The following is a 23349-nucleotide window of genomic DNA, read 5'->3' as shown; positions in this document are numbered from 1 at the left end:
ATCGCGGTATGGCGCTCGAGCACGCGATCCTCGTCTCCCTACTGGAGAAACCGGGCTCCGGTTACGAACTGGCCCGGCGGTTCGAGCGGTCCATCGGCTACTTCTGGACCGCCACCCACCAGCAGATCTACCGCGTCCTCAAGCGCATGGAGGCCGACGGCTGGGTGGTCGTGCGGGACGTCGCGCAGAAGACCCGCCCGGACAAGAAGGAGTACGCGGTGGCCCCGGCCGGCCGGGAGGCGCTCTCCCGCTGGCTGCACGACCCGATCGAGCCGGAGAGCGTCCGGCACGACCTCGCCGTCAAGATCCGGGGCGCCGCCTTCGACGACCCGGCCGCCCTGGTCCGGGAGGTGGAGCGGCACCAGGGCCTGCACCGCGACCGGCTCGCCCACTACCTGGCGGGCGAGCGCCGCGACTTCGGGCCGGAGCCCGGCGCCTGCGGGCCCCCGGACGCGGGGCGCGAACTCCAGCACGCGGTCCTGCGGGGCGGTATCGCCTACGAGCGGATGATGATCGACTGGCTGGACGACGTCCTCGCGACGCTCCACCGGCTGGCTCCCGGCCCCTGAACCGGCGCCGGCACCGTCGCGCGCCGCACCGCGCCCCGGCACGGCCCCGTACCCGCGTCACCCGTCGCGGCCCCCTCCCACTCCCCCGACCCTCCCCGTCACCCCTCCCCGTCACCCGAACCGGAAAGGGCGAATCCGGCATGGCCGACTCCCTGCTGTTCAACCCCCGCACCTACGACCCGGCGCACTTCGACCCGGTGACCCGCAGGCTGCTGCGCGCCACCGTCGACTGGTTCGAGGAGCGCGGCAAGCGCAGGCTGATCGAGGACTACCGGACGCGCGCCTGGCTCGCGGACTTCCTCGCGTTCGCGGCGAAGGAGCAGCTCTTCGCGACCTTCCTGACCCCCGCCTCCGCCGCCGGCGGGCACCCCGGCAAGCGCTGGGACACCGCCCGGATCGCCGCGCTCAACGAGATCCTCGGCTTCTACGGGCTCGACTACTGGTACGCGTGGCAGGTCACCATCCTCGGCCTGGGCCCGGTGTGGCAGAGCGGCAACGCCGCCGCCCGCGCCCGTGCGGCCGAACTCCTCTCCCAGGGCGAGGTGTTCGCGTTCGGCCTCTCCGAGAAGACCCACGGCGCCGACATCTACTCGACCGACATGCTGCTGGAGCCCGACGGCGAGGGCGGCTTCCGCGCCACCGGCTCCAAGTACTACATCGGCAACGGCAACGCCGCCGGCCTCGTCTCCGTCTTCGGCCGCCGCACCGACGTCGAGGGCCCCGAGGGGTACGTCTTCTTCGCCGCCGACAGCCGCCACCCGGCGTACCACCTGGTGAAGAACGTCGTGGACTCCTCCAAGTACGTCAGCGAGTTCCGCCTGGAGGGCTACCCGGTGCGCGCCGAGGACGTCCTGCACACCGGGCGGGCCGCGTTCGACGCCGCGCTCAACACGGTGAACGTCGGCAAGTTCAACCTGTGCACCGCGTCCATCGGCATCTGCGAGCACGCCATGTACGAGGCCGTGACGCACGCGCACACCCGCGTCCTGTACGGGCGGCCCGTCACCGCGTTCCCGCACGTGCGCCGCGAGCTGACCGACGCGTACGTCCGCCTCGTCGGGATGAAGGCCTTCAGCGACCGCGCCGTCGACTACTTCCGCTCCGCCGGGCCCGACGACCGCCGGTACCTGCTGTTCAACCCGATGACGAAGATGAAGGTCACCACCGAGGGCGAGAAGGTCGTCGACCTCATGTGGGACGTCATCGCCGCCAAGGGCTTCGAGAAGGACACCTACTTCGCGCAGGCCGCCGCCGAGATCCGCAGCCTGCCCAAGCTGGAGGGGACGGTCCACGTCAACCTGGCGCTGATCCTCAAGTTCATGCGCAACCACCTGCTGGACCCGGTCGCGTACGAGCCGGTCCCGGCCCGGCCGGACGCCGCCGACGACGACTTCCTCTTCCGGCAGGGCCCCGCGCGCGGCCTCGGCTCGATCCGCTTCCACGACTGGCGGCCCGCGTTCGACGCGTACGCGCACCTGCCGAACGTCGGCCGCTTCCGGGAGCAGGCGGACGCCCTGTGCGCGTTCGTCGCGACGGCGGCGCCGGACGAGGAGCAGAGCCGGGACCTGGACCTGCTGCTCGCGGTCGGTCAGCTCTTCGCTCTGGTCGTGCACGGCCAGCTGATCCTGGAGCAGGCCGCGCTCAGGGGCCTGGACGAGGACGTGCTGGACGAGCTGTTCGCCGTGCTCGTACGGGACTTCTCCGGGTACGCGGTCGAGCTGCACGGCAAGGACTCGGCCACGGCCGAGCAGCAGCGGTGGGCGCTGGACGCGGTGCGCCGGCCGGTCGTGGACGCGGCCCGCTCCGAGCGCGTGTGGCAGCGCGTCGAGGCGCTGTCGGGCGCGTACGAGATGACGCCGTAGGACCGGGCCCGTACCGCCGGGGGTCCGGGACGACACCGCAGGACCGGGCCCGCCGCCGGGGGCGCCTCCCCGGGGGCGCCCCCGGGGTGGCCGAACGGGTGATGGAGGGCGCCGGGTGACGGGTCGCCACCGGGCGGGGCCGGTCGGTCTCCGTAGGGTTCCAGGGTCGCGACGGGGGGTGAAGGTCGCGTTCCCGGCCCGCCACCGAGGAGATCGCCATGGTCACCACCACCGAGCCGCCCGCCCCCGTGCCCGCTCGGCGCCGCGCGGGGCGGGTCGTCGTCGACTGGCTCACCACGACGGACCACAAGAAGATCGGGCACCTGTACCTGATCACGTCGTTCGCCTTCTTCCTGGTCGGCGGCGCGCTGGCCCTGCTGCTGCGGGCGGAGCTGGCCCGGCCGGGTCTGCAGCTCATCTCGAACGAGCAGTACAACCAGGCGTTCACCCTGCACGGCACGGTCATGCTGCTGCTGTTCGCGACGCCGACCTTCACCGGGTTCGCCAACGCGATCATGCCGTTGCAGATCGGCGCGCCGGACGTGGCGTTCCCGCGTCTGAACATGCTGTCGTACTGGCTGTTCCTCTTCGGCAGCCTGATCGTCCTCGCCAGCCTCCTCCAGCCGCAGGGCACCGCCGACTTCGGGTGGACCGCCTACACCCCGCTGAGCCTGGAGGAGCGGTCGCCGAGCCCCGGCTCGGACATGTGGATCATGGGTCTCGCGCTGACCGGCTTCGGCACGATCCTGGGCTCGGTCAACTTCATCACCACGATCGTCTGCATGCGCGCCCCCGGCATGACGATGTTCCGGATGCCGATCTTCACCTGGAACGTGCTGCTGACGTCGATCCTCGTCCTGATGGCGTTCCCGGTGCTGGCCGCCGCCCTGCTGGCGCTGGAGTCGGACCGCGTGTTCGGCTCCACCGTGTTCGCGCCGGAGAACGGCGGAGCGCTGCTGTGGCAGCACCTGTTCTGGTTCTTCGGCCATCCCGAGGTGTACATCCTGGCGCTGCCGTTCTTCGGGGTGGTCAGCGAGATCCTGCCGGTCTTCTGCCGCAAGCCGCTGTTCGGGTACGTGGGACTGGTCGGCGCCACCATCGCCATCGCGGGTCTCTCGATCATGGTGTGGGCGCACCACATGTTCGCCACCGGGGCGGTGCTGCTGCCGTTCTTCTCGTTCATGACGTTCCTCATCGCGGTGCCGACCGGGGTGAAGTTCTTCAACTGGGCCGGGACGATGTGGAACGGGTCGATCACCTTCGAGACGCCGATGCTGTGGTCGGTCGGCTTCCTCGTCACCTTCCTGTTCGGCGGGCTGACCGGGGTCGTCCTCGGTTCGCCGCCGATGGACTGGCACGTCACCGACACCTACTTCGTGGTGGCCCACTTCCACTACGTGCTGTTCGGCACGATCGTGTTCGCGATGTTCGCCGGCTTCCACTTCTGGTGGCCGAAGATGACCGGCACGATGCTCGACGAACGGCTCGGCAGGATCCACTTCTGGACGCTCTTCGTCGGCTTCCACCTGACGTTCCTCGTCCAGCACTGGCTGGGGGCCGAGGGCATGCCCCGCCGGTACGCCGACTACCTGGCGGCCGACGGCTTCACCTGGCTGAACATGCTGTCCTCCATCGGCGCCTTCCTGCTGGGCCTGTCCACTCTGCCGTTCCTCTACAACGTGTGGAAGACCGCCAAGGCCGGCAAGCGGGTCGGGGTGGACGACCCCTGGGGCTACGGGCGGTCCCTGGAGTGGGTGACCTCCTGCCCGCCGCCCCGCCACAACTTCGTCACGCTGCCGCGCGTCCGCTCCGAGTCGCCGGCCTTCGATCTTCACCACCCGGACATGGCGGCCGTCGACCGGGGCTGGAACAAGGGCCGGGACGTGGTGGACCCGGACAACGCCACGGTCGTCACCCGCGACGACGACCGCTGAAAGGCCCGGCGACCGGCGCCGGGAGGGCCGGGTGCGGGCACCGGTGCCCGCCCGGTCCCTCCCTCACGCTGCCTGGCCGCCCGCGGCGCGGTCGGTGTCCCCGGGGTGCCTGAGCCGCACCTCCAGCCGGTCTCCGGTCAGCCGGGTGTCGAAGGACGGCTGGGGCGCCGTCGCGGGGCCCCCGACGTTCCAGCCGTCCGCCAGCCGGAACAGGCTGCCGTGCCAGGGGCAGCGCACGCAGCCGTCCTCGATCGCGCCCTCGGACAGCGGGCCGGCCATGTGGCTGCACCGGTCGGCCAGCACCCGGACGGTGCCGGCGTCCTCCCGGTACACCATCACCCCGGCCTCGCCGGCCCGGCGCCGCACCGGCCGCCCCACCGGGAAGTCGGAGACGGCCCCCACGTCGTGCCAGCCCGGCCCCACCACGTGCGCGACGTACTCGGCGTGGTTGGCGCCCGCCGCCTGGCGGTACGCGAGGTGGCCGCCCAGCGCGCCGCCCGCGCCCACCACGGACAGCCCGGCCAGCGCCAGCGCCTTGCCGCGCCACGGCCGGCCCCCGCACCGGGCCCTGAACGAGGCCGCGTACAGGGCGACGGCCGCGATGTTGGCCGCCGCGTGCACCAGGCCCACCCGCTGCTGCTCCCTGGGCAGGTCCGCCCAGTCGGTCCACCCCGCGAGCGCCGCGGGGCCGGCGGTCGCCAGGCCCACGCCGATCAGGGTCCGCGCGCCCCGGCGGCCGCCGGGCAGCGCGTCGAGGACGGCGGCCGACAGCCAGGCGCCGACGGGCACCTGCACCATCAGCGGGTGGACGGGGTGCCCGAGCCAGCGCCCGTGGAGGGCGTCCCGCCCGGCGCCCAGGGGGGCCGCGTGGACGGCTGACCGTACGGTGTCGATCAGCCGGTCGGCGCCCGGCCACCGCTCCAGCCGGTCGACGGCCCGCAGCAGCCGCCCCGGCCCCTCGGCCGACGGAAGGTACCGCCGCGCGGTCCGCGCGGCCTGCTGACGCGTGAATGACCTCTCCATGCCGCACCGAGTAGCCCGTCCCCGCGCCGGGAAACGCCCGGCTCCCCCGGGAGGCGGCAACGGCCGGGGAGGCGGCCGGGTACGGGGTGGCGGAAGGTGGGCAGGGGGGAATAGGCATGCTCCGGGCGCCGTTGTCCGGGGCACCGACGGACCCCTGAGAGGCGGGCGGCATGAGCACGATCGAACTGACCAAGGAGAACTTCGACCAGGTGGTGTCGGACAACGACTTCGTCCTGATCGACTTCTGGGCGTCGTGGTGCGGTCCCTGCCTGCGCTTCGCCCCGGTCTACGAGAAGGCTTCGGAGCGCCACCCGGATCTCGTGTTCGCCAAGGTGGACACCGAGGCGGAGCAGGAGCTCGCCGCCGCTTTCGAGATCCAGTCCATCCCGACGCTGATGATCGTCCGGCAGAACGTCGCCGTGTTCGCGCAGCCCGGCGCGCTGCCCGAGCCCGTGCTGGAGTACCTCATCGGACAGGCGCGGCAGCTCGACATGGACGCGGTGCGCAAGTCCATCGAGGACCAGAAGCAGACCGGCGGGCAGGCCCCCGGAGGAGCCGCCTGAGCGGCGGCCGGGAGCGGGCGGGGGCGCGCCGGCGGCCCCGCCCGTCGCCGTGCGCGCGGGCCGCTACCGCTCCAGGACGACCGCGATGCCCTGGCCCACACCGATGCAGAGCGCGGCCAGGCCCGTGCCGGAGCCGGCCGCCGCGAGCTGGTGGGCGACCGAGCCGGCGAGGCGGGCGCCGGACGCGCCGAGCGGGTGGCCGATCGCGATGGCGCCGCCGCGCGGATTGACGACGGCCGGGTCCAGCTCCGGCCACTCGGCGAGGCAGCCGAGCGCCTGCGCCGCGAACGCCTCGTTCAGCTCCATCACGGCCAGGTCGGCGAAGCCGCGGCCGGCCCGGTCCAGCGCCCGCTGGACGGCCTCCACCGGACCGAGCCCGAACAGCTGCGGCTCGATGCCGGTCACCGCCGACGCGCGGATCCGGGCCAGCGGCTCGCGCCCGCAGGCCCGCAGGCCCTCCTCGTCCACGAGGAGCAGCGCCGCGGCGCCGTCGTTGAGCGGCGAGGCGTTGCCCGCGGTCACCGTGCCGTCGGGGCGGAAGGCCGGCTTCAGCCGGGCCAGGGCCTCCATGGACGTGTTCTCGCGGACGCACTCGTCGCGGGCGAGGTCCACGCCCTCGTACGGGGCGACCTCGCCGTCGAAGAGGCCGTCGGCCCAGGCGCGCGCGGCCTTGCGGTGGCTTTCGAGCGCGAAGGCGTCCTGCCGCTCCCGGCTGATGGCGTGCTTGTCGGCGATCTGCTCGGCGCCCTCGCCCAGCGACACGGTCCACTCGGCGGGCATCCGCGGGTTGACCATGCGCCAGCCGAGCGTGGACGAGTACAGCTCCTGGTGCCCCGCCGGGAAGGCGCGCTCCGGCTTCGGCAGCACCCACGGCGCGCGGGACATCGACTCGACGCCGCCCGCCAGGACGATCGACGCGTCGCCGGTGGCGACGGCGCGGGCGGCCTGCACGACCGCTTCGAGGCCGGAGCCGCAGAGCCGGTTGACGGTCACTCCGGGCACCGTGACGGGCAGCCCGGCCAGCAGCACCGCCATGCGGGCCACGTCGCGGTTGTCCTCGCCCGCCCCGTTGGCGTCGCCGAAGTAGACGTCGTCGATCCTGGCCGGGTCCAGCTCCGGCGTGCGGTCCACGAGGGCCCGTACGACGTGGGCGGCGAGGTCGTCGGGCCGTACGGAGGAGAGGGCACCGCCGAACTTGCCGATCGGGGTGCGGACGGCGTCGACGATGTAGACGTCGCGGATGCTCATCTGGGCTCTCTCCCACAGCCTGGTGCGCGCCCACGGGGCCGTACGCGCGCGTACGTGCGGTGAACGGGTGTTCACGGTCGACGGGCCCGAGTCTCCGGCGCGGGGGCGGTCGGTGTCAACGGCCGCCGGCCGCGCCCTCACTCCGGGCGGGGCTCCCTGACCCGCGCGGACAGCCCGTAGTCCAGCTCCGACCCGTCCACCAGGAGCGCCTCCACCGTCCGGCTCTCCGGGTCGACGTCCGCGACGATGCCGCCGCCCGCGTAGCGGGGGTAGCCGGAGGCGCCCGTCTCGCCGGTGGCCTCGACCAGTGCGGAGCGGATCGCGACCTCCGCGAGGCGCTCGGCCTCGTGGCCCTGGGCGTGCTCGGGCACGATGAGGATCTCCAGCCGCTTCGGGTGCTGCCGATGTGCGTCCATGGACGTGACGCTAGGGACGTACGGCGCGGTCCGCACGCCGGGGGCGTACGGGCAGGGGTGCGCGCGCCGGGCGCACGGCGCTCCGGCGGGCGCGCTGCCGGTGTGCTCGGCGCCGACGGGGACGCGGCGCGGCGGGGCGGGGCGGGGCGGGACATGGTGTGCCGGAGGGGGTACGCACGGGCGCGCCCTCGCGGGGCGGGGTCAGGCCGCCGGGAACGCCTCGCGGAACGCGGCGAGGGTGCGGCCCTCCCGCGTCCGGTCCAGCACGGCGAAGACGACCTCGTCGAAGTGGCCGGCGAACCGGCCCTCCCCGGCGAGGAGGGCCCGGAAGGCGCCCGCGACCTCGGCCGGGTCGTTGCGGAAGACCCCGCAGCCCCAGGCGCCGAGCACGAGGCGCCGGTAACCGTGGGCGACGGCGGTCTCCAGGACCCGCTCCGCGCGCGACGCGAGGGCGGCCGGTATGCGGGCGGCCAGGTGCGGGGTGCGGGCGCGGACGACGCCCGCGTTGGGCGCGGGCGAGGTCAGGAAGCCGACCGCGAACGGGCGGTCGAGGAGCCGGCCCCGGTCGTCGCGGAAGACCGGCACGCCGGGCGAGTGGATGACCCGGTCCGTGTAGAACGGGTCGCGGTCGGCGCGGTGGTGCTCGTAGTACGCGGGGGCGCGCAGCACTGTGGCGTGGAGCGCGGAGGCGCGGCACAGGGCCTCCTCCTGGGCCTGCGCGCCGTTCAGGTAGCCGCCGCCGGGGTTGCGCGCCGAGGCGAAGTTGAGGACGGCGACCGGGCTGCCGGGGTCGGCGGCGGTGAGCCGCCGGGCCGCCTCGGTGCTGGACTCGCCGGTGACCTCGACGCGGCCGGACCGGCCGGTGCCGGGCTCGGCGGGGACGGGGCCCGGACCGTGCAGGGTGGTCCCCTCGAGGGCCCTGGCGACCTGCTCGGCGATGTCGACGACGCCCGCGGCGGTCCGGTAGCGGCCCGCCGCGACGATCTTCTCGGTCTCCTGCGCGATTGCGCGTAGACGTGCGCTCATACCCGCCATCGTTCGCGATCATGCGGGTGGGCCGCAACGTGTTTATCCGGCATGTGCCGTTCTCGCGGGCACCCTTGTGCGGGGCCGTGACGTTGGCTTTAGGTGGGACGGTAGCCCCGCGACCTAAGGAGCCGGCCCATGCCGTCGAGCGCCTTCCCGGACGGCGGTCCGCCGCTGACGGAGGACGAAGCCGAGGACCTGCTTCGGTGCATCTGCTTCAAGACGGGCCCGCCCGGCGCGGTGGGGGTCGAACTGGAGTGGTTCGTCCACGACCTGCGCAGCCCGTACCTGCCCGTCCCCCGCGACCGTCTGGACACCGCCTTCGCCGCCCTGCGCGCCCTGCGCCTGGAATCGTCCCTCACCGTCGAGCCCGGCGGGCAGCTGGAGCTCAGCTCGCCGCCCGCCCCGTCCCTCGCGCGGTGCGTCGCCACCGTCTCGGCCGACCTTTCCGCCGTACGCTCCGAACTGGCCCGTCTCGGGCTCGCCCTCACCGGCTCCGGCACCGACCCGTGGCTGCCCTCGCGGGACCGGCTGCTGCGGGAGCCCCGCTACGACGCGATGGAGACCTACCTCGACCGGTTCGGCCGCGCGGGGCGGACCATGATGCGCGACTCGGCCTCCGTCCAGGTCTGCGTGGACTCCGGGTACGAGGAGCCGGGACCGCTCGGGTACCGGCACCGGTGGCGCCTCGCCCATCTGCTGGGCCCGGTGCTCGTGGCCTCCTTCGCCAACTCCCCCGTCCTGCACGGCCGCGCCACGGGGCTGCGCTCCACGCGGCAGTCGCTGTGGACGGGCATCGACCCGCTGCGGGGAGCGGCGCCGCCCCCCGTGCGGGAGCCGCGCGGCGCGTGGGCGCGGCACGCGCTGGACACGCCGGTGATGTGCGTCCGGGCGGACGAGGGGCCGTGGGCCGTGCCGGAGGGGCTGACCTTTCGCGAGTGGCTGCGGTCGGGCTCGCCCAGGCCGCCGACGCGCGCCGATCTCGACTACCACCTGACGACGCTGTTCCCGCCCGTACGGCCGCGCGGCAGCCATCTGGAGCTGCGCATGCTGGACGCGCAGCCGGGCGACGACGGCTGGGTCGTGCCGCTGGCCGTGACGGCGGCGCTGTTCGACGACCCGCGGGCGGCGGAGGCGGCGTACCGGCTGCTGCTGCCGCTTGCGGAGACCGCCGGGCCGCTGCCGCCGCCGAGGGACGCGCACTGGCGTGCGGCGATCCGCGACGGGCCGACGGCTCCCGCGCTGCACCGGGCGGCCGTGGGGTGCTTCGCGCTGGCCCTGGAGTCGCTGGCCCGTTCCGGCGCGCCGGCCGCGGTGTACGACGCGGTGGCCGCCTTCCGGGAGCGGTACGTGCTGCGGCGCCGCTGCCCGGCGGACGAGCACCCCACCGGCGCGGGGTCCGCCACCGGCGCGGGGTCCGCTCCCGGCGCCAGGCCCGGTGCGGGTCCCGCCGTCGGTCCCGGTACCGCCGTCGGCCCCGGTGCCGCAGTCGGCCCCGGTACCGCGCCGGGGGCCGCCGCCCCGTCCCCCGGCCCCGCTCCCGCGCGCGGCTCCGCTCCCGCGCGCGGCCCCGCCCCCCGGTCCGGCGGCACCGCGCCGGTGCCGGGTCCCGTACCGGCCCCCGTGTCCGACTCCGGCCCCGCGCCCGAATCCGGGAAGGATCCCCGCCCATGACCGCTCCCGCCTCCTCCCCCGGCACCGCGGCGCCGCGCGACCGGGCGTACGACGCGCTGACGGCGGCGCGGGCGCGCACCGCGCTGCTCACCGACTGCGTCGACGACGGCGAGCTGACCGCCCAGCACTCCCCGCTGATGTCCCCGCTCGTGTGGGACCTGGCCCACATCCCCAACCAGGAGGAGCAGTGGCTGCTGCGCGCCGTGGGCGGGCTGCCCGCGCTGCGGCCGGAGATCGACCCGTTGTACGACGCGTTCCGGCACCCGCGCGCCACCCGGCCCTCCCTGCCGCTGCTGTCACCGGCCGAGGCGCGGGCGTACGGCGGCCAGGTGCGCGACCGGGTCCTCGACCTGCTCGGCGCGGCCCGGCTGGCGGAGGGCGACCCGCTGGTCGACTCGGCCTTCGCCTTCGGCATGGTCGCCCAGCACGAGCAGCAGCACTGCGAGACGATGCTGATCACCCATCAGCTGCGCAGCGGGCCGGTCGCGCTGACCGCCCCGGAGCCGCCGCGCGCCGGTGCGGACGCGGCCGGGCTGCCCGCCGAGGTGCTGGTGCCCGGCGGGCCGTTCACGATGGGCTGCACGCCCGGCGACGAGCCGTGGGCGCTGGACAACGAGCGCCCCGCGCACGTGCGGTCCGTGGACCCGTTCTTCCTCGACACCGTGCCGGTGACCTGCGGCGCCTACCGCCGCTTCGTCGACGACGGCGGATACCGCGACCCGCGCTGGTGGGCGCCCGAGGGGTGGGAGCAGATCCGGCGCCACGGCATCGGCGCGCCGCTGTTCTGGCGGCGCGAGGGCGGCGGGTGGCTGCGGCGGCGCTTCGGCGTCGTGGAGCCGGTGCCGGACGACGAGCCGGTGCTGCACGTCAGCTGGTACGAGGCGGACGCCTACGCGCGGTGGGCGGGCCGGCGGCTGCCGACGGAGGCCGAGTGGGAGAAGGCCGCCCGCCACGACCCGGTGTCCGGGCGGTCCCGTCGCTATCCGTGGGGCGACGCCGAGCCGACGCCGGACCACGCCAACCTGGGCCAGCGGCACCTGCGCCCGGCCCCGGCCGGCTCCTATCCGGCGGGGGCGTCCCCGCTGGGGGTGCGGCAGCTCGTCGGCGACGTGTGGGAGTGGACGGCGAGCGACTTCCTCCCGTACCCGGGCTTCGCCGCCTTCCCCTACCGGGAGTACTCGGAGGTGTTCTTCGGGCCCGCGCACAAGGTGCTGCGCGGCGGCTCGTTCGCGGTGGACCCCGTGGCGTGCCGGGGGACGTTCCGCAACTGGGACCTCCCGGTGCGGCGGCAGATCTTCGCGGGTTTCCGCACGGCGCGGGACGCGGGGTGACGCGCTGATGTGCCGGCACATCGCCTGGGCGGCCGACCGCCCGGTGGCGCTCGGGGACCTGCTGGTGGCGCCTGCCCACGGGCTGTACCGGCAGTCGTGGGCGCCCCGGCGGCAGCGGTACGGGACGGTCAACGCGGACGGCTTCGGGGTCGGCTGGTACGCGGACGGCGATCCGGTGCCGGCCCGCTACCGCCGGGCGGGGCCCGTGTGGGCGGACCCGTCCTTCGCGGACCTGGCCCGGGTGGTCCGCTCCCGCTCGGCGCTGGCCGCCGTGCGGGACGCGACGCTGCCCGGAGCCGACGGGGAGGCCGCCGCCGCGCCGTTCGCCGCCGGGACCTGGCTGTTCAGCCACAACGGGGCGGTGGGCGGCTGGCCCGCTTCGGTCGCCGCGCTCGCCGCCGCGCTGCCCCCCGCCGACCTGCTGTCCCTGGAGGCCCGCAACGACTCGGCGCTCGTCTGGGCACTGGCGCTGCACCGGCTGCGGCGGGGCGAGGCCCCGGGCGACGCGCTCGCCGGGACGGTCCGCGAGGTGGCGGCGGCCGCGCCCGGGTCCCGGCTGAACCTGCTGCTGACGGACGGCGCGGGCGTCGCCGCGACCGCCTGGGGCGACTCGCTCTGGTACCTGGCCGGGCCCGGCCGGCCGACGGTCGTCGCCTCGGAGCCGTACGACGACGACCCGGGCTGGCGCGAGGTGCCCGACCGGACGCTGCTCACCGCCACGGCGGACGGCGTCACGACGAGTCCCCTCGCGCCGCTCACGGCACCCGCCGGGCCCGCCCGGTCCACCGAACCCGCCGAACCGTACGAGGAGTCCCCCGCGTGAGCCCGTTCCTGCTGACCCGCACCCTGCCCGACGGTACGACCGGCGCGGACCTGCGCGCCGACGTGCTCAACGGTCTGACCCGCACGCCGAAGGAGCTGCCGCCCAAGTGGTTCTACGACGCGCGGGGCAGCGAGCTGTTCGAGGAGATCACCCGGCTGCCCGAGTACTACCCGACCCGCGCCGAGCGGGAGATCCTCGTCGCCCGCGCCGCCGAGATCGCCGCGGCGACCGGGGCCCGCACCCTGGTGGAGCTGGGGTCGGGCTCGTCGGAGAAGACCCGGCACCTGCTGCGGGCGCTGCGGCCCGGCCTGGTCGACTACGTGCCGGTCGACGTCAGCGAGTCCGCGCTGACCGGCGCCGCGGAGGCGCTCACCGAGGAGCTGCCGGGGCTGCGGGTGCACGCGCTCGTCGCCGACTTCACCCGCGGGCTGGCCCTGCCCGGCACGCCGGGGCCGCGGCTGGTGGCGTTCCTCGGCGGGACGCTGGGCAATCTGCTGCCGCGTCAGCGGGAGGTCTTCCTGCGGTCGGCCCGGTCGCTGCTGGAGCCGGGCGACGCGCTGCTGCTCGGCACGGACCTGGTGAAGGACGAGGCGACGCTCGTGGCGGCGTACGACGACGCGGCCGGGGTGACGGCGGAGTTCAACAAGAACGTGCTGGCGGTGCTGGCACGGGAGCTGGGCGCGGACGCGGACCCGGAGGACTTCGAGCACGTGGCCGTGTGGGACCGGGACAACGAGTGGATCGAGATGCGGCTGCGGGCGCGCCGCGACCTGACCGTGCGGTTCCCGGCGCTCGGCCTGTCGGTGCCGTTCGCGGCGGGCGAGGAGATGCGGACGGAGGTGTCGGCGAAGTTCCGTCAGGAAGGGATCGCGGCGGAGCTCGCGGCGGCGGGACTCGCGCTGTCCCGGTGGTGGACGGACGAGCAGGGGCGCTTCGCGCTGTCGCTGGCGACGGCCGTCTGAGCGGCGCCCACCCCGGCCGCGGGCCGCGCCGCCGGGGGCCGCGCCGCCGGGGGCCCGGCCGCCGCGACCGCCGCCCCGGCGGCGCGGGCGAGGGCGCGGCGGTCGGGGTGGGCACCGTGCGGGACGGGGGCGAGGAGCCGGATCTCGGCGGTGAGCCGCCCGGCCCGCGCGACCCGCCACAGCGACGCGGTCAGCGGGTCGTCCCCGACGAACGCGGCGGGGCCCACGGGCCGGTAGGTGATCCGTACGGGCTGGACGGGGGCGCCCGCGTCGAGGGCGGCCTGGAAGGCCGCCGGGCGGAAGGCGCCCTGGGCGCGCCCGCACCAGGTGGAGCCCTCGGGAAAGACCACGACGCGGTGCCCGGCGGCGAGGGTGCGGGCGAGGTCGCGGACCGCGCCGGGCAGGGCGCGCAGACGGTCCCGGTCGAGGAACAGGGTGCCGCCGAGGGCGGCGAGCGGGCCGAGCAGCGGCCAGTGCCGCACCTCCCGCTTGGCGACCATCCGGCCGGGCAGGACGGCGGCGACGAGCGGGATGTCCAGCCACGAGACGTGGTTGGCGACGACGAGCAGCGGTCCGGGGGGCGGCGGGGCGCCGGTGACGCGTACCCGCACGCCGAAGGCGCGGACGACCGCGCGGCACCACAGCCGGGTCAGCCGGTGGCGGACGGCCGGGCGGAGCGGGGCGGTGAGCGGGGCCAGGGCGAGCCCGGCGGCGACGGCCGCGCACCCGGCGGCCAGGCGCAAGGCCGCCCGCGGCGGCGGGGCCGCCGGGTGCGCGGGGGTCGCGCACCGCTCGGGGAGGCAGGGCGCGGCCGGCAGCCAGACGCTCATCACTCGGCGCCGAGGGAGAGGAAGTGGCGCAGGTAGCGGGGGTTGGTGCGGCGCAGCGACAGCAGCACGTACAGGTCGGCGACGCCGAAGTCGGGGTCGTGGGCGGGGGCGCCGCACACCTGGGCGCCGAGGCGGAGGTAGCCGCGCAGCAGCGGCGGGAGCTCGGTGCGCCCGGCGGGGCGGGCCACGCCCTCGGGCGACCACAGGCGGTGCGGCGTGACCCGGTACTCCTCGGGGGCGAGGTGCTTGGCCTTGACGGTGTCCCAGGTGGCGGCGGCGAGGGCGCCTCCGTCGGCGAGGGGCAGGGAGCAGCAGCCGGCGAGCCACTCGTGGCCGGCGCCGGTCATGTACCGGGCGATGCCGGCCCAGATGAGGGAGATGACGGCGCCGTTGCGGTGGGCGGGGTGCACGCAGGAGCGGCCGACCTCGACCAGGTCGCCGCGCAGGGGCGCGAGGCGGGTGAGGTCGAACTCGCCGTCCGCGTAGAGGCGCCCGGCCACGCGGGCCCGCTCGGGCGGCAGGAGGCGGTAGGTGCCGACGACCTCGCCGGTGGCCTCGTCCCGTACGAGGAGGTGGTCGCAGTACGCGTCGAAGGCGTCGCTGTCGAGACCGGGCTCCGGGCCGTCGAGGCGGGCGCCCAGCTCGGCCGCGAAGACCAGGTGGCGCAGGCGCTGTGCGGCCCGCACCTCGTCCTGCTCGCGGGCTAGGGAGACCCGGTAGCGGGACACGGGGGCCGGGGCGGGCCGGTCCGGGGTGGGCGGGGCGGGGGCGAGCGGGGCGGCGGGGGCGAGCGGGGCCTCGGTGGTGGCGGTCATGGTGGCTCCTTGGCCGGGCGGCGGGGCCGCCGCGGGGGTGCTGCGGCCCGTACCCCTACTTGTGCCGTCGCCGGCTGGCGTCGACGTGACCGCCCGGGGGAGCCCGGATGTGCGGCGGCTGAATGACCGGTTCGCCGCCGTGCGGGGCGCCGGGCCCGCGCCGCGCCGCCCGTGCCGGGCCCGCGCCGCGCCCGTGCCGGGCCCCGCCCCGGCCGTGCGCGGCTCACGCGGCGGTTCGCCGCCGCCCCGGGTCAGCCGAGGGCGTCGGTGATGCGCTGCGACGCCCGGCGGGCGGCCGTCCGGGGGTCCTCGCCGCGCAGGACGGCCGTCATGTACGGCTTGATGGGGTTGTCCGCCTCGACGTCGGCCCACTTCGGGGAGTTCGGGGTCGCCCGGCCGCGCGCGGCGCCCGCGGCCATCGCGGCCGTGCCCTCCTCGCCCTCGACGACGGAGGCGAGGGAGGTCTTGTTCGGCACGTAGTTCATGGTGCGGGCCAGGTCGGTCTGCCACTCCCTGCCGGCCAGGGCCGCCACGACGTCGATCGCCTGGGCGCGTTCCCCGGCGTGCACGGGGACGACCAGGACGGAGCCGCCGGTGAAGACGGCGCCGGGCTCGTCGGCGGTCTTGCCGGGGATGGGGAAGAAGCCGAGGCGGGAGGCGAGGGCCGGGTTGTGCGCCTGGACGGCGGCGGCGGCGCCGGGGGTGGCGATGATCTGGGCGATCTCGCCCTTGGCGAAGACCTCGGCCTGCGGCGGGTTCTCCTCGTCGGCGTCCTTCGGCGCGGTGCCGAGGGACTGGAGCTTCTCGTAGAACGCCATGCCCTTGAGGGCGGCGGGCGTGTCGAGGGCGCCGACCCATCTGCCGTCCTTCTCGACCGCCAGTTCGCCGCCCTCGTCCCAGATGAAGCCGGAGAGGGTGTACCAGTCCTGGCCGGCGAGGTAGATGCCCTGCGCCCCGGTCCGGTTGATCGCCTCGGTGTCCTCCAGCCACTGCTCGCGGGTCTTGGGCGGCTCCTCGACGCCGGCCTTCTCGAAGAGGTCCTTGCGGTAGATGACGACCCGGTTGGCGGCGTACCAGGGGATGCCGTACTGCCCGCCGTCGATGCTGCCCGGCTCGGCGAGGCCGGGTATCCACTCCTCGCGGCCGAGGTCGCGCACGGACTCCAGCGTCAGGTCGTACAGGAGGTCGGTCTGGGCGTACTGGGCGACCTGGGTGTTGCCGACCTCGATGACGTCGGGGGCGTCGTCGCCGGCCAGGGCCGTGGTGACCTTCTTGCCGATGCCGGTCCACTCCTGGAGGACGATGTCGAGCCGGACGCCCGGGTTGTCCCGCTCGTACGCGGCCGTGAACCGCTTCAGGAACTCGTCGGAGGCACTGCCCTTCATCAGCCAGACGGTGACCGTGCGGCTCGTTCCGTCCTCCCCGGGCAGGAGGCCGCAGCCGGCGAGGGCGAGGCTCGTCAGGAGGGCGGTGGGGCAGGCGAGCAGGCGCTTCTTCACGTAGGTCACCTTTTGCTTGTGGTGCAGGCAGGACGGACCCGACGTGGGGGGAGCGAACAGGTTCGCACGGGCGATGGCTGGATTTTGGTATGTACCAATGGCCCGGTCAAGTCGGTGGGCCCCGCCTCGCGGCCCGCGTCCGCCTGGGGCACCGTGGAAGGGCGCGCCGGCGGGCGCGAGCCACCCTTCGACGAGGAGGCCGCCATGTCACACCACACGTACCGCGTCACGGAGATCGTGGGCACCTCGCGCACGGGCCTGGACGAGGCGATCCGCAACGGGATCGCGCGGGCCGCGCAGACCCTGCACAACCTGGACTGGTTCGAGGTGACGCAGGTGCGGGGGCACCTGGAGGACGGCAAGGTGGCGCACTACCAGGTGGGGCTGAAGGTGGGATTCCGGCTCGACGACCCGGGCACGGGCGGCGAGGGATAGCGGCGGATCCGCCGGCGGGGTGCCGGTCGGGTACCCGGTGCCGGGTGCTCGGGTGCACGGGTGCCGGGTGCTCGGGTGCACGGGTGCCGGGCCGTCAGCAGTGCCGGGCGGTCGGGTGCCGGGCCGTCAGAGGTGCCGGGCGGTCAGGTGCGGCCCTCCTTCTCCTGGGCGCGGTGCAGGGCCGGCGAGCTCAGCGCCCAGTCGGCCCGCACGACGTGGAAGCCGGCCTTCCGCGCCGCCTCGCACACCAGCTCGTCGTCGTCGACCAGCATGCGCACCTCGCGGCTGCGCCCGAGCCGGCGCAGCACCTCCATCTTGGTCAGACGGGCGGGGCGCCGGTCGTCGTCGCCGCGCATGTGGAGGCGGCCCTCGGGCAGGCCGTGCCGGGAGAGCCAGTCGAGGCTGTCCTCGCGGCAGCGCTCGGGGCGCCCCGTCAGGTAGCGGATCTCGCACTGGCGCGCTGCCTCCAGGCACAGGGCGACGCCCGGCGGGAGGGGCGGGTCCTGCGGCGCCGCGTCGAAGAAGGCGTCCCAGTCGCGCGGGTCGCGCTCCAGGAAGTGCTGCCGGTGCCGGGCGTCGGAGAGGGTGTTGTCCAGGTCGAACACGGCCAGGGGCCTGCGGTTGGTCGTCACCCTCGCCAGGGTAGGGAATCCGGCCGGGCGCGAGGCGTTGTAGCGGGTGTGAGTCCTGATGACGTCGCCCCTCTGCCGCTGCGCCTGTCCGTGCTCGACCGCTCCCGGATCCGCGAGGGGGGTGACGCGGCAGGGGCCCTGCGGGACACGGTGGGGCTCGCGCGGGACGCGGAGGCGTGGGGGTACCACCGGTTCTGGGTGTCGGAGCACCACGGGGTGCCGGGCATCGCCGGTTCGGCGCCCACCGTGCTGGCGGCGGCCGTCGCCGGGGCGACCTCGTCCATCCGGGTGGGGACCGGCGGGGTGATGCTGCCGAACCACCGGCCGCTGGTGGTGGCCGAGCAGTTCGGGGTGCTGGAGGCGCTGTTCCCGGGCCGGATCGACATGGGCCTGGGGCGTTCGGTGGGGTTCACCGACGGGGTGCGCGGGGCGCTGGGGTACGGCAAGGAGGCGGCCGGGGAGTTCGCCGCGCGGCTGGACGAGCTGCTGGGCTGGTTCCGCGGTACGCAGCAGGCCCATCCGGGGGTGCGGGCGCTGCCGTCGGAGGGGCTGCGCGTGCCGCCGTTCGTGCTGGCGACCGGCGAGGGGGCGGGGATCGCGGCGGCGGCCGGGCTGCCGCTGGTGATCGGCGACCTGAGCGGCCGGGCGAAGGTCCTGGCGGCGATCGAGCGGTACCGTGCGGCTTTCCGGCCCTCCGTGTGGGCCGCCGAGCCGTACGTGGTGGTGGCGGGCACGGTCGCGGTGGCGGGTACGGAGGAGGAGGCGGCGCGGCTGCTGGTCTCCGAGGCCTGGTCGATGGCGTACGCGCGGACGCACGGCACGTTCCCGCCGCTCCCCGCGCCCGAGGCGGTCGCCGGGCGGCCGACGACGGCGCGGCAGCGGGAGTTCTACGAGGCGGGGCTGCGCGGCCACGTCCACGGGACGGAGGAGGGGGTGCGGGCCGCGCTGGCCGAGGTGGCGGCGGTGACCGGGGCGGACGAACTGCTGGTCACGACCAGTTCCCACGACCGCGCCGCCCTCCGCGACTCCTACCGGCGCCTCGCACGCCTCGCGGGGCTGCGCCCGGCCGCCCCGCGGGCGGCCCCGAGCCGCACGGCGCACCGGGCCCCGCGCGCACCGGGCCGGTAGGCGCCGGGCCCGCGGGCTCCGGGCTCGTGCGCACCGGGCCGGTAGGCGCCGGGCCCGCGGGCTCCGGGCCCGTACGCGCCGGCCACGAGGCGCCGAACGGCACGTACGGCTCCGGCCCGCGGGGGCGTCCGTCGCCCGCGGGGGCGTCCGTCCCCGCGCGGGGTCAGTCCTTCCGCCGCCGGGAGGCGCGCAGCCACTCGCGGTTCATCGCCGAGATCGACGGCAGCGGGATGCCCTTCGGGCAGGCCGTGGCGCACTCGCCGGTCAGGGTGCAGCCGCCGAACCCCTCCGCGTCCATCCGCGCCACCATGTCCAGCACGCGGCTCTCCCGCTCGGGCGCGCCCTGCGGCAGGGCGCCCAGGTGGTTGACCTTCGCCGAGGTGAACAGCATCGCCGACCCGTTCGGGCAGGCCGCGACGCAGGCGCCGCAGCCGATGCACTCGGCGTGCTCGAACGCGTAGTCGGCGTCGGCCTTCGGTACGGGCGTGGCGTGCGCCTCGGGGGCGGAGCCGGTCGGGACGCTGACGTACCCGCCGGCCTGGATGATGCGGTCGAACGCCGACCGGTCCACGACCAGGTCCTTGACCACCGGGAAGGCCGCGGCGCGCCACGGCTCGACGTCGATGGTGTCGCCGTCCCGGAAGGAGCGCATGTGGAGCTGGCAGGTGGTGGTGCGCTCCGGACCGTGGGCGTCGCCGTTGATGACGAGGCTGCACGCCCCGCAGATGCCCTCGCGGCAGTCGTGGTCGAAGGCGACGGGTTCCTCGCCGCGCAGGATCAGCTCCTCGTTGAGGGTGTCGAGCATCTCCAGGAACGACATGTCCGGGGAGATGCCGTCGACCTCGTAGGTGGCCATGGCGCCGGGGGCGTCGGCGTTGCGCTGGCGCCAGACGCGCAGGGTGAGCCTCATGCGTAGCTCCGCTGGGTGGGGTGGACGTACTCGAAGACGAGGTCCTCCTTGTGGAGGACGGGCGCGCGGCCGGTCCCGGCGAACTCCCAGGCGGCGGCGTACGAGAACGCCTCGTCGTCCCGGGCGGCCTCGCCGTCCGGGGTCTGGGACTCCTCGCGGAAGTGGCCGCCGCAGGATTCGGTGCGGTGCAGGGCGTCGAGGCACATCAGCTCGGCGAGCTCGAGGTAGTCGACGATCCGGTTGGCCTTCTCCAGGGACTGGTTCAGCTCCTCGCCGCTGCCGGGCACCCTGACGCGCCGCCAGAACTCCTCGCGGATCTCGGGGATGCGGTGCAGGGCCTCGCGCAGGCCCCTCTCGGAGCGGGCCATGCCGCAGTGGTCCCACATCAGTTCGCCGAGCTCGCGGTGGAAGGAGTCGGGGGTGCGGTCGCCGTCGGCGGCGAGCAGCCGCTCCAGCCGGCCGGTGGTCTCCCGCAGGGCGGCGACGGCGGCCGGGTGGGTGCCGTCGACGTCGTCCCGGTGGGGGTTGCGGGCCAGGTAGTCGTTGATGGTCGAGGGCAGGACGAAGTAGCCGTCCGCGAGGCCCTGCATGAGCGCGGACGCGCCGAGCCGGTTGGCTCCGTGGTCGGAGAAGTTCGCCTCGCCGATCGCGAACAGGCCGGGGACGGTGGTCTGGAGGTCGTAGTCGACCCACAGGCCGCCCATCGTGTAGTGCACGGCGGGGTAGATCCGCATCGGCACCCGGTACGGGTCCTCGTCGGTGATCCGCTGGTACATGTCGAAGAGGTTGCCGTACTTCGCCTCGACGGCCTTGCGGCCCATCCGCGCGATGGCGTCGGCGAAGTCCAGGTACACGCCCTGGCCGCCGGGGCCGACGCCCCGGCCCTCGTCGCAGACGTTCTTGGCGGCGCGGGAGGCGATGTCGCGCGGGACGAGGTTGCCGAACGACGGGTACATCCGCTCCAGGTAGTAGTCCCGCTCGTCCTCGGGGATCTCGTGCGGCGGGCGGGTGTCGCCCTTCGCCCTGGGCACCCAGATGCGGCCGTCGTTGCGGAGCGACTCGCTCATCAGCGTCAGCTTCGACTGGTGGTCGCCGGTGCGCGGGATGCAGGTGGGATGGATCTGGGTGAAGCAGGGGTTCGCGAAGTACGCGCCGCGGCGGTGTGCCCGCCAGACCGCGGTGGCGTTGGAGTTCATGGCGTTGGTCGACAGGTAGAAGACGTTGCCGTAGCCGCCGGTCGCCAGGACCACCGCGTCCGCGAAGTGGGTGGTGACCCGCCCGGTGACCAGGTCGCGGGCGACGATGCCGCGCGCCCGCCCGTCGACCACGATCAGGTCGAGCATCTCGGTGCGCGGGTGCATCTCCACGTTCCCGGCGGCGATCTGCCGCGACAGCGCCTGGTAGGCGCCGAGGAGGAGCTGCTGGCCGGTCTGGCCGCGGGCGTAGAAGGTGCGGGAGACCTGGACGCCGCCGAAGGAGCGGGTGTCGAGCAGGCCGCCGTACTCGCGGGCGAAGGGGACGCCCTGGGCGACGCACTGGTCGATGATCTGGACGGAGATCTGCGCCAGCCGGTGGACGTTGGACTCGCGGGCGCGGAAGTCGCCGCCCTTGACGGTGTCGTAGAACAGGCGGTGCACCGAGTCGCCGTCGTTGCGGTAGTTCTTGGCGGCGTTGATGCCGCCCTGCGCGGCGATGGAGTGGGCGCGGCGGGGCGAGTCCTGGTAGCAGAACTGGACGACGCGGTAGCCCTGCTCGGCGAGGGTCGCGCCGGCGGAGCCGCCGGCGAGGCCGGTGCCGACGACGATGACGGTGTGCTTGCGGCGGTTGGCCGGGTTGACGAGCTTCGCCTCGAAGCGGCGGGTGTCCCAGCGCTCCGCGACGGGGCCCTCGGGGGCCTTGGTGTCGGCGATGGGCTCGCCGGTCGTGTAGGAGGTGTAGGCGCTCATGTCAGCTGACGACTCCGGTCATGACGGCGACGGGCACGGCGACGAAGCCCGCCGTGAGGGCCAGGGCGAGGGCGTTGGCGGCGCCCTTCAGCGCGCGGTCGCGGCGGGCGCTGCCCGCGCCGAGGGTCTGGGCGGCGCTCCAGAAGCCGTGCCGGACGTGCAGGCCGACCGCGAGCATGGCGACGATGTAGATGACGTTGCCGTACCAGGTGGAGAAGGTCGCGACGACGTTCTCGTACGGGTGGCCCGGCTGGGCGTTGGCGTTGACGGTGAGGGTGGTCAGGTCGAGCAGGTGCCAGACGACGAAGAGGGCGATGATGACGCCGCCCCAGCGCATGGTGCGGGTCGCGTAGCTCGCCCGGCGCCGCTTGTGGACGTAACCGACGGGCCGCGCCCGCAGGTCGATGCGGCTGAGCTGGAACGCCGACACGCCGTGGGCGACCACGGCGGCGACGAGGAGGATCCGCACGCCCCACAGGGCCCAGCCGTGGTGGAGGACCGGGGCGCCCATGGTGCGCAGCCAGTGGCCGTACGCGTTGAACTCGCCGGGTCCGAAGAAGACCTTGAGGTTGCCCACCACGTGGGCGACGAGGTAGCCGAGGAGGATCAGGCCGCTGACGGCCATGACCGCCTTCTTGCCGACGGTCGATCCGAGGAAGGTGCGCCGGGGAGGGCGCTTGGGGGAGGATGTCCGCTCCGTCCCCGAGGGGTGCGTCCGCGATGCCAGAGCCATGGGTCCCGAGGCTAGGGCCGACCGTCCCCAGTGGTCCAAGACATGGCCGGGCTGATCTTCATAGGCGTTGTCTATCGATCCGGCCTATGCTGGGCTGATGCAGTTCCAGCAGCTCGTGTACTTCGTGGCGGTCGCCGAGACCCGGCACTTCACCCGCGCCGCCGAGCGCGTCCACGTCTCCCAGCCCTCGCTCTCGCAGCAGATCCGGGCGCTGGAGAAGGAGCTGGGCGCCGAGCTGTTCAGCCGGGCGCGGGGCAACATCGCCCTGACCGACGCCGGGGAGGCGCTGCTGCCGCTCGCCCGGCGCATCCTGGCCGACGCCGACACGGCCCGGCAGGAGGTGCACGAGCTGGCCCGGCTGCGGCGCGGGCGGGTGCGCCTGGGGGCGACGCCCAGCCTGTGCACGGGGCTGCTCCCGGAGGTGCTGCGGGCCTTCCACGACCTCTACCCGGGGATCAGGATCCTGATCGAGGAGGGCGGCTCCCACGACCTGGTGCGGGGGCTGGCCCGCGGCGCGCTCGACCTCGCCCTGGTGGTGCTGCCGCTGCCGGCGCAGTCGCCCGCGCTGACGACGGTGGAGCTGCTCCAGGAGGACCTGGTCGTCGTCTCGTCGGCGGCGGAGGAGGCGCCCCGGCGCCCGGTGCGCATCGCGGACCTCCAGGGCCGGCCGATGGTGATGTTCCGGCACGGGTACGACCTGCGGGAGCTGACGGTGGCGGCGTGCCGGGCGGAGGGGTTCGAGCCGTCGTTCACGGTGGAGGGCGGCGAGATGGACGCGGTCCTCGGTTTCGTGCGGGCGGGCCTCGGCGTGGCGGTGGTGCCCAGCATGGTCGCGGCCCGCGCGGGCCGCGACGTACGGGTCACCGCCCTGGCCCCGCCGGGTCTGCGCCGCACCGTCGCGCTGGCGCACCGGAGCGACGTGGCCCCGCCCCGCGCGGCCCGCGAACTCCAGCGGGTGCTGCTGCGCTCGGTGGTGCCGCCGGGGTAGCT

22 protein-coding genes are annotated in these 23349 nt (G+C 75.1%); 11 read left to right on the top strand and 11 right to left on the bottom strand.

The features are described 5' to 3' along the window. Positions 1-8 precede the first annotated feature (8 nt). The 3 genes from CP974_RS27895 to ctaD all read left to right on the top strand — a co-directional run bounded on the left by CP974_RS27895 (position 9) and on the right by ctaD (position 4365). Positions 9-569 carry a PadR family transcriptional regulator gene (locus tag CP974_RS27895; protein ID WP_031130212.1) on the top strand — a complete coding sequence of 187 codons (561 nt, stop codon included), beginning with the start codon at positions 9-11 and terminating at the stop codon, positions 567-569. Positions 570-709: 140 nt separating this feature from the next. Then, a complete protein-coding gene (locus tag CP974_RS27890) occupies positions 710-2431 on the top strand; it encodes an acyl-CoA dehydrogenase family protein (RefSeq protein WP_031130213.1) in 1722 nt (573 codons plus the stop codon). A gap of 218 nt (positions 2432-2649) precedes the next feature. Then, positions 2650-4365 (top strand): aa3-type cytochrome oxidase subunit I, encoded by a 1716-nt coding sequence (gene ctaD, locus CP974_RS27885; protein WP_037937415.1) that lies wholly within the window; start codon positions 2650-2652, stop codon positions 4363-4365. 63 nt (positions 4366-4428) lie between these two features. Here ctaD and CP974_RS27880 read toward each other — a convergent pair whose 3' ends face one another. After that, the gene (locus CP974_RS27880) at positions 4429-5388 is read right to left on the bottom strand and encodes a Rieske (2Fe-2S) protein (RefSeq protein ID WP_078915496.1); all 960 of its coding nucleotides are present in this window, start codon (positions 5386-5388) and stop codon (positions 4429-4431) included. A 170-nt stretch (positions 5389-5558) separates the two neighbouring features. Here CP974_RS27880 and CP974_RS27875 point away from each other — a divergent pair, with 170 nt between their 5' ends. Continuing rightward, the gene (locus CP974_RS27875; RefSeq protein WP_031130216.1) at positions 5559-5951 is read left to right on the top strand and encodes a thioredoxin family protein; all 393 of its coding nucleotides are present in this window, start codon (positions 5559-5561) and stop codon (positions 5949-5951) included. Positions 5952-6014: 63 nt separating this feature from the next. Here CP974_RS27875 and CP974_RS27870 read toward each other — a convergent pair whose 3' ends face one another. From CP974_RS27870 to CP974_RS27860, 3 genes are all read right to left on the bottom strand, one after another. Then, on the bottom strand, positions 6015-7199 hold the full coding sequence (locus CP974_RS27870) for a thiolase family protein (protein WP_031130217.1): 1185 nt from the start codon (positions 7197-7199) through the stop codon (positions 6015-6017). A gap of 137 nt (positions 7200-7336) precedes the next feature. After that, positions 7337-7615: a hypothetical protein gene (locus CP974_RS27865; protein ID WP_031130218.1), complete on the bottom strand. Its 279-nt coding sequence runs from the start codon at positions 7613-7615 to the stop codon at positions 7337-7339. Between the two features lie 201 nt (positions 7616-7816). Further along, the gene (locus CP974_RS27860) at positions 7817-8641 is read right to left on the bottom strand and encodes a TIGR02452 family protein (protein WP_031130219.1); all 825 of its coding nucleotides are present in this window, start codon (positions 8639-8641) and stop codon (positions 7817-7819) included. A gap of 138 nt (positions 8642-8779) precedes the next feature. Between CP974_RS27860 and egtA the strand changes: the two genes are divergently transcribed. Genes egtA through egtD form a run of 4 tightly spaced genes read left to right on the top strand, consistent with a single transcriptional unit; the run spans position 8780 to position 13431 of the window. Further along, a complete protein-coding gene (gene egtA, locus CP974_RS27855) occupies positions 8780-10315 on the top strand; it encodes an ergothioneine biosynthesis glutamate--cysteine ligase EgtA (RefSeq protein WP_078915497.1) in 1536 nt (511 codons plus the stop codon). Then, positions 10312-11646, top strand: a complete 1335-nt coding sequence (gene egtB / locus CP974_RS27850; protein ID WP_031130221.1) for an ergothioneine biosynthesis protein EgtB — start codon at positions 10312-10314, stop codon at positions 11644-11646. The genes egtA and egtB overlap by 4 nt, the downstream gene beginning before the upstream one ends. A gap of 7 nt (positions 11647-11653) precedes the next feature. Further along, the gene (gene egtC / locus CP974_RS27845; RefSeq protein WP_031130222.1) at positions 11654-12469 is read left to right on the top strand and encodes an ergothioneine biosynthesis protein EgtC; all 816 of its coding nucleotides are present in this window, start codon (positions 11654-11656) and stop codon (positions 12467-12469) included. Continuing rightward, entirely contained in the window at positions 12466-13431 is a 966-nt protein-coding gene (gene egtD / locus CP974_RS27840; protein WP_031130223.1) for an L-histidine N(alpha)-methyltransferase, read from the top strand. The genes egtC and egtD overlap by 4 nt, the downstream gene beginning before the upstream one ends. On the opposite strand, the gene CP974_RS27835 is transcribed toward egtD, so the two are convergent. From CP974_RS27835 to CP974_RS27825, 3 genes are all read right to left on the bottom strand, one after another. Then, complete coding sequence (locus CP974_RS27835; protein WP_069979139.1) at positions 13326-14261, bottom strand: lysophospholipid acyltransferase family protein; 936 nt, start codon at positions 14259-14261, stop codon at positions 13326-13328. The two genes, egtD and CP974_RS27835, sit on opposite strands and share 106 nt — an antisense overlap. Further along, positions 14261-15076 carry a GNAT family N-acetyltransferase gene (locus tag CP974_RS27830; protein WP_223844661.1) on the bottom strand — a complete coding sequence of 272 codons (816 nt, stop codon included), beginning with the start codon at positions 15074-15076 and terminating at the stop codon, positions 14261-14263. The genes CP974_RS27835 and CP974_RS27830 overlap by 1 nt, the downstream gene beginning before the upstream one ends. 251 nt (positions 15077-15327) lie before the next feature. Then, positions 15328-16575 carry an extracellular solute-binding protein gene (locus CP974_RS27825; protein ID WP_031134921.1) on the bottom strand — a complete coding sequence of 416 codons (1248 nt, stop codon included), beginning with the start codon at positions 16573-16575 and terminating at the stop codon, positions 15328-15330. A 204-nt stretch (positions 16576-16779) separates the two neighbouring features. On the opposite strand from CP974_RS27825, the gene CP974_RS27820 reads away from it, so the two are divergent. Further along, a complete protein-coding gene (locus CP974_RS27820; protein WP_031134922.1) occupies positions 16780-17010 on the top strand; it encodes a dodecin in 231 nt (76 codons plus the stop codon). 143 nt (positions 17011-17153) lie between these two features. On the opposite strand, the gene CP974_RS27815 is transcribed toward CP974_RS27820, so the two are convergent. After that, positions 17154-17642 (bottom strand): phosphatase domain-containing protein, encoded by a 489-nt coding sequence (locus CP974_RS27815; protein WP_031134923.1) that lies wholly within the window; start codon positions 17640-17642, stop codon positions 17154-17156. A 48-nt stretch (positions 17643-17690) separates the two neighbouring features. Here CP974_RS27815 and CP974_RS27810 point away from each other — a divergent pair, with 48 nt between their 5' ends. Next, entirely contained in the window at positions 17691-18770 is a 1080-nt protein-coding gene (locus tag CP974_RS27810) for an MsnO8 family LLM class oxidoreductase (protein WP_223844660.1), read from the top strand. 163 nt (positions 18771-18933) lie between these two features. Here CP974_RS27810 and CP974_RS27805 read toward each other — a convergent pair whose 3' ends face one another. Genes CP974_RS27805 through CP974_RS27795 form a run of 3 tightly spaced genes read right to left on the bottom strand, consistent with a single transcriptional unit; the run spans position 18934 to position 22359 of the window. Continuing rightward, positions 18934-19680, bottom strand: a complete 747-nt coding sequence (locus CP974_RS27805) for a succinate dehydrogenase/fumarate reductase iron-sulfur subunit (RefSeq protein WP_031134925.1) — start codon at positions 19678-19680, stop codon at positions 18934-18936. Next, positions 19677-21626: a fumarate reductase/succinate dehydrogenase flavoprotein subunit gene (locus CP974_RS27800; RefSeq protein ID WP_031134926.1), complete on the bottom strand. Its 1950-nt coding sequence runs from the start codon at positions 21624-21626 to the stop codon at positions 19677-19679. Before CP974_RS27800 ends, CP974_RS27805 begins: the two co-directional genes overlap by 4 nt. A gap of 1 nt (position 21627) precedes the next feature. Continuing rightward, entirely contained in the window at positions 21628-22359 is a 732-nt protein-coding gene (locus CP974_RS27795) for a succinate dehydrogenase cytochrome b subunit (protein ID WP_078915808.1), read from the bottom strand. Between the two features lie 97 nt (positions 22360-22456). Between CP974_RS27795 and CP974_RS27790 the strand changes: the two genes are divergently transcribed. Beyond that, entirely contained in the window at positions 22457-23347 is an 891-nt protein-coding gene (locus CP974_RS27790; RefSeq protein ID WP_031134928.1) for a LysR family transcriptional regulator, read from the top strand. Positions 23348-23349: the final 2 nt, after the last annotated feature.

It is taken from the genome of Streptomyces fradiae ATCC 10745 = DSM 40063 (assembly GCF_008704425.1).
Taxonomy (GTDB): Bacteria; Actinomycetota; Actinomycetes; order Streptomycetales; family Streptomycetaceae; genus Streptomyces; species Streptomyces fradiae.
Note: the sequence above shows the minus strand (reverse complement) of the source record. Positions and strands in the feature narration are given on the sequence as shown.

Excerpts from the sequence above, each read along its gene's own strand:
- CP974_RS27790 (WP_031134928.1), top strand. The coding sequence starts at position 22,457 with ATGCAGTTCCAGCAGCTCGTGTACTTCGTGGCGGTCGCCGAGACCCGG.
- CP974_RS27800 (WP_031134926.1), bottom strand. The coding sequence starts at position 21,626 with ATGAGCGCCTACACCTCCTACACGACCGGCGAGCCCATCGCCGACACC.
- CP974_RS27805 (WP_031134925.1), bottom strand. The coding sequence starts at position 19,680 with ATGAGGCTCACCCTGCGCGTCTGGCGCCAGCGCAACGCCGACGCCCCC.
- CP974_RS27895 (WP_031130212.1), top strand. The coding sequence starts at position 9 with ATGGCGCTCGAGCACGCGATCCTCGTCTCCCTACTGGAGAAACCGGGC.
- CP974_RS27820 (WP_031134922.1), top strand. The coding sequence starts at position 16,780 with ATGTCACACCACACGTACCGCGTCACGGAGATCGTGGGCACCTCGCGC.
- egtB (WP_031130221.1), top strand. The coding sequence starts at position 10,312 with ATGACCGCTCCCGCCTCCTCCCCCGGCACCGCGGCGCCGCGCGACCGG.
- CP974_RS27890 (WP_031130213.1), top strand. The coding sequence starts at position 710 with ATGGCCGACTCCCTGCTGTTCAACCCCCGCACCTACGACCCGGCGCAC.
- CP974_RS27830 (WP_223844661.1), bottom strand. The coding sequence starts at position 15,076 with ATGACCGCCACCACCGAGGCCCCGCTCGCCCCCGCCGCCCCGCTCGCC.
- CP974_RS27865 (WP_031130218.1), bottom strand. The coding sequence starts at position 7,615 with ATGGACGCACATCGGCAGCACCCGAAGCGGCTGGAGATCCTCATCGTG.
- egtA (WP_078915497.1), top strand. The coding sequence starts at position 8,780 with ATGCCGTCGAGCGCCTTCCCGGACGGCGGTCCGCCGCTGACGGAGGAC.
- CP974_RS27860 (WP_031130219.1), bottom strand. The coding sequence starts at position 8,641 with ATGAGCGCACGTCTACGCGCAATCGCGCAGGAGACCGAGAAGATCGTC.
- CP974_RS27875 (WP_031130216.1), top strand. The coding sequence starts at position 5,559 with ATGAGCACGATCGAACTGACCAAGGAGAACTTCGACCAGGTGGTGTCG.
- CP974_RS27795 (WP_078915808.1), bottom strand. The coding sequence starts at position 22,359 with ATGGCTCTGGCATCGCGGACGCACCCCTCGGGGACGGAGCGGACATCC.
- egtC (WP_031130222.1), top strand. The coding sequence starts at position 11,654 with ATGTGCCGGCACATCGCCTGGGCGGCCGACCGCCCGGTGGCGCTCGGG.
- CP974_RS27835 (WP_069979139.1), bottom strand. The coding sequence starts at position 14,261 with ATGAGCGTCTGGCTGCCGGCCGCGCCCTGCCTCCCCGAGCGGTGCGCG.
- CP974_RS27870 (WP_031130217.1), bottom strand. The coding sequence starts at position 7,199 with ATGAGCATCCGCGACGTCTACATCGTCGACGCCGTCCGCACCCCGATC.
- CP974_RS27880 (WP_078915496.1), bottom strand. The coding sequence starts at position 5,388 with ATGGAGAGGTCATTCACGCGTCAGCAGGCCGCGCGGACCGCGCGGCGG.
- ctaD (WP_037937415.1), top strand. The coding sequence starts at position 2,650 with ATGGTCACCACCACCGAGCCGCCCGCCCCCGTGCCCGCTCGGCGCCGC.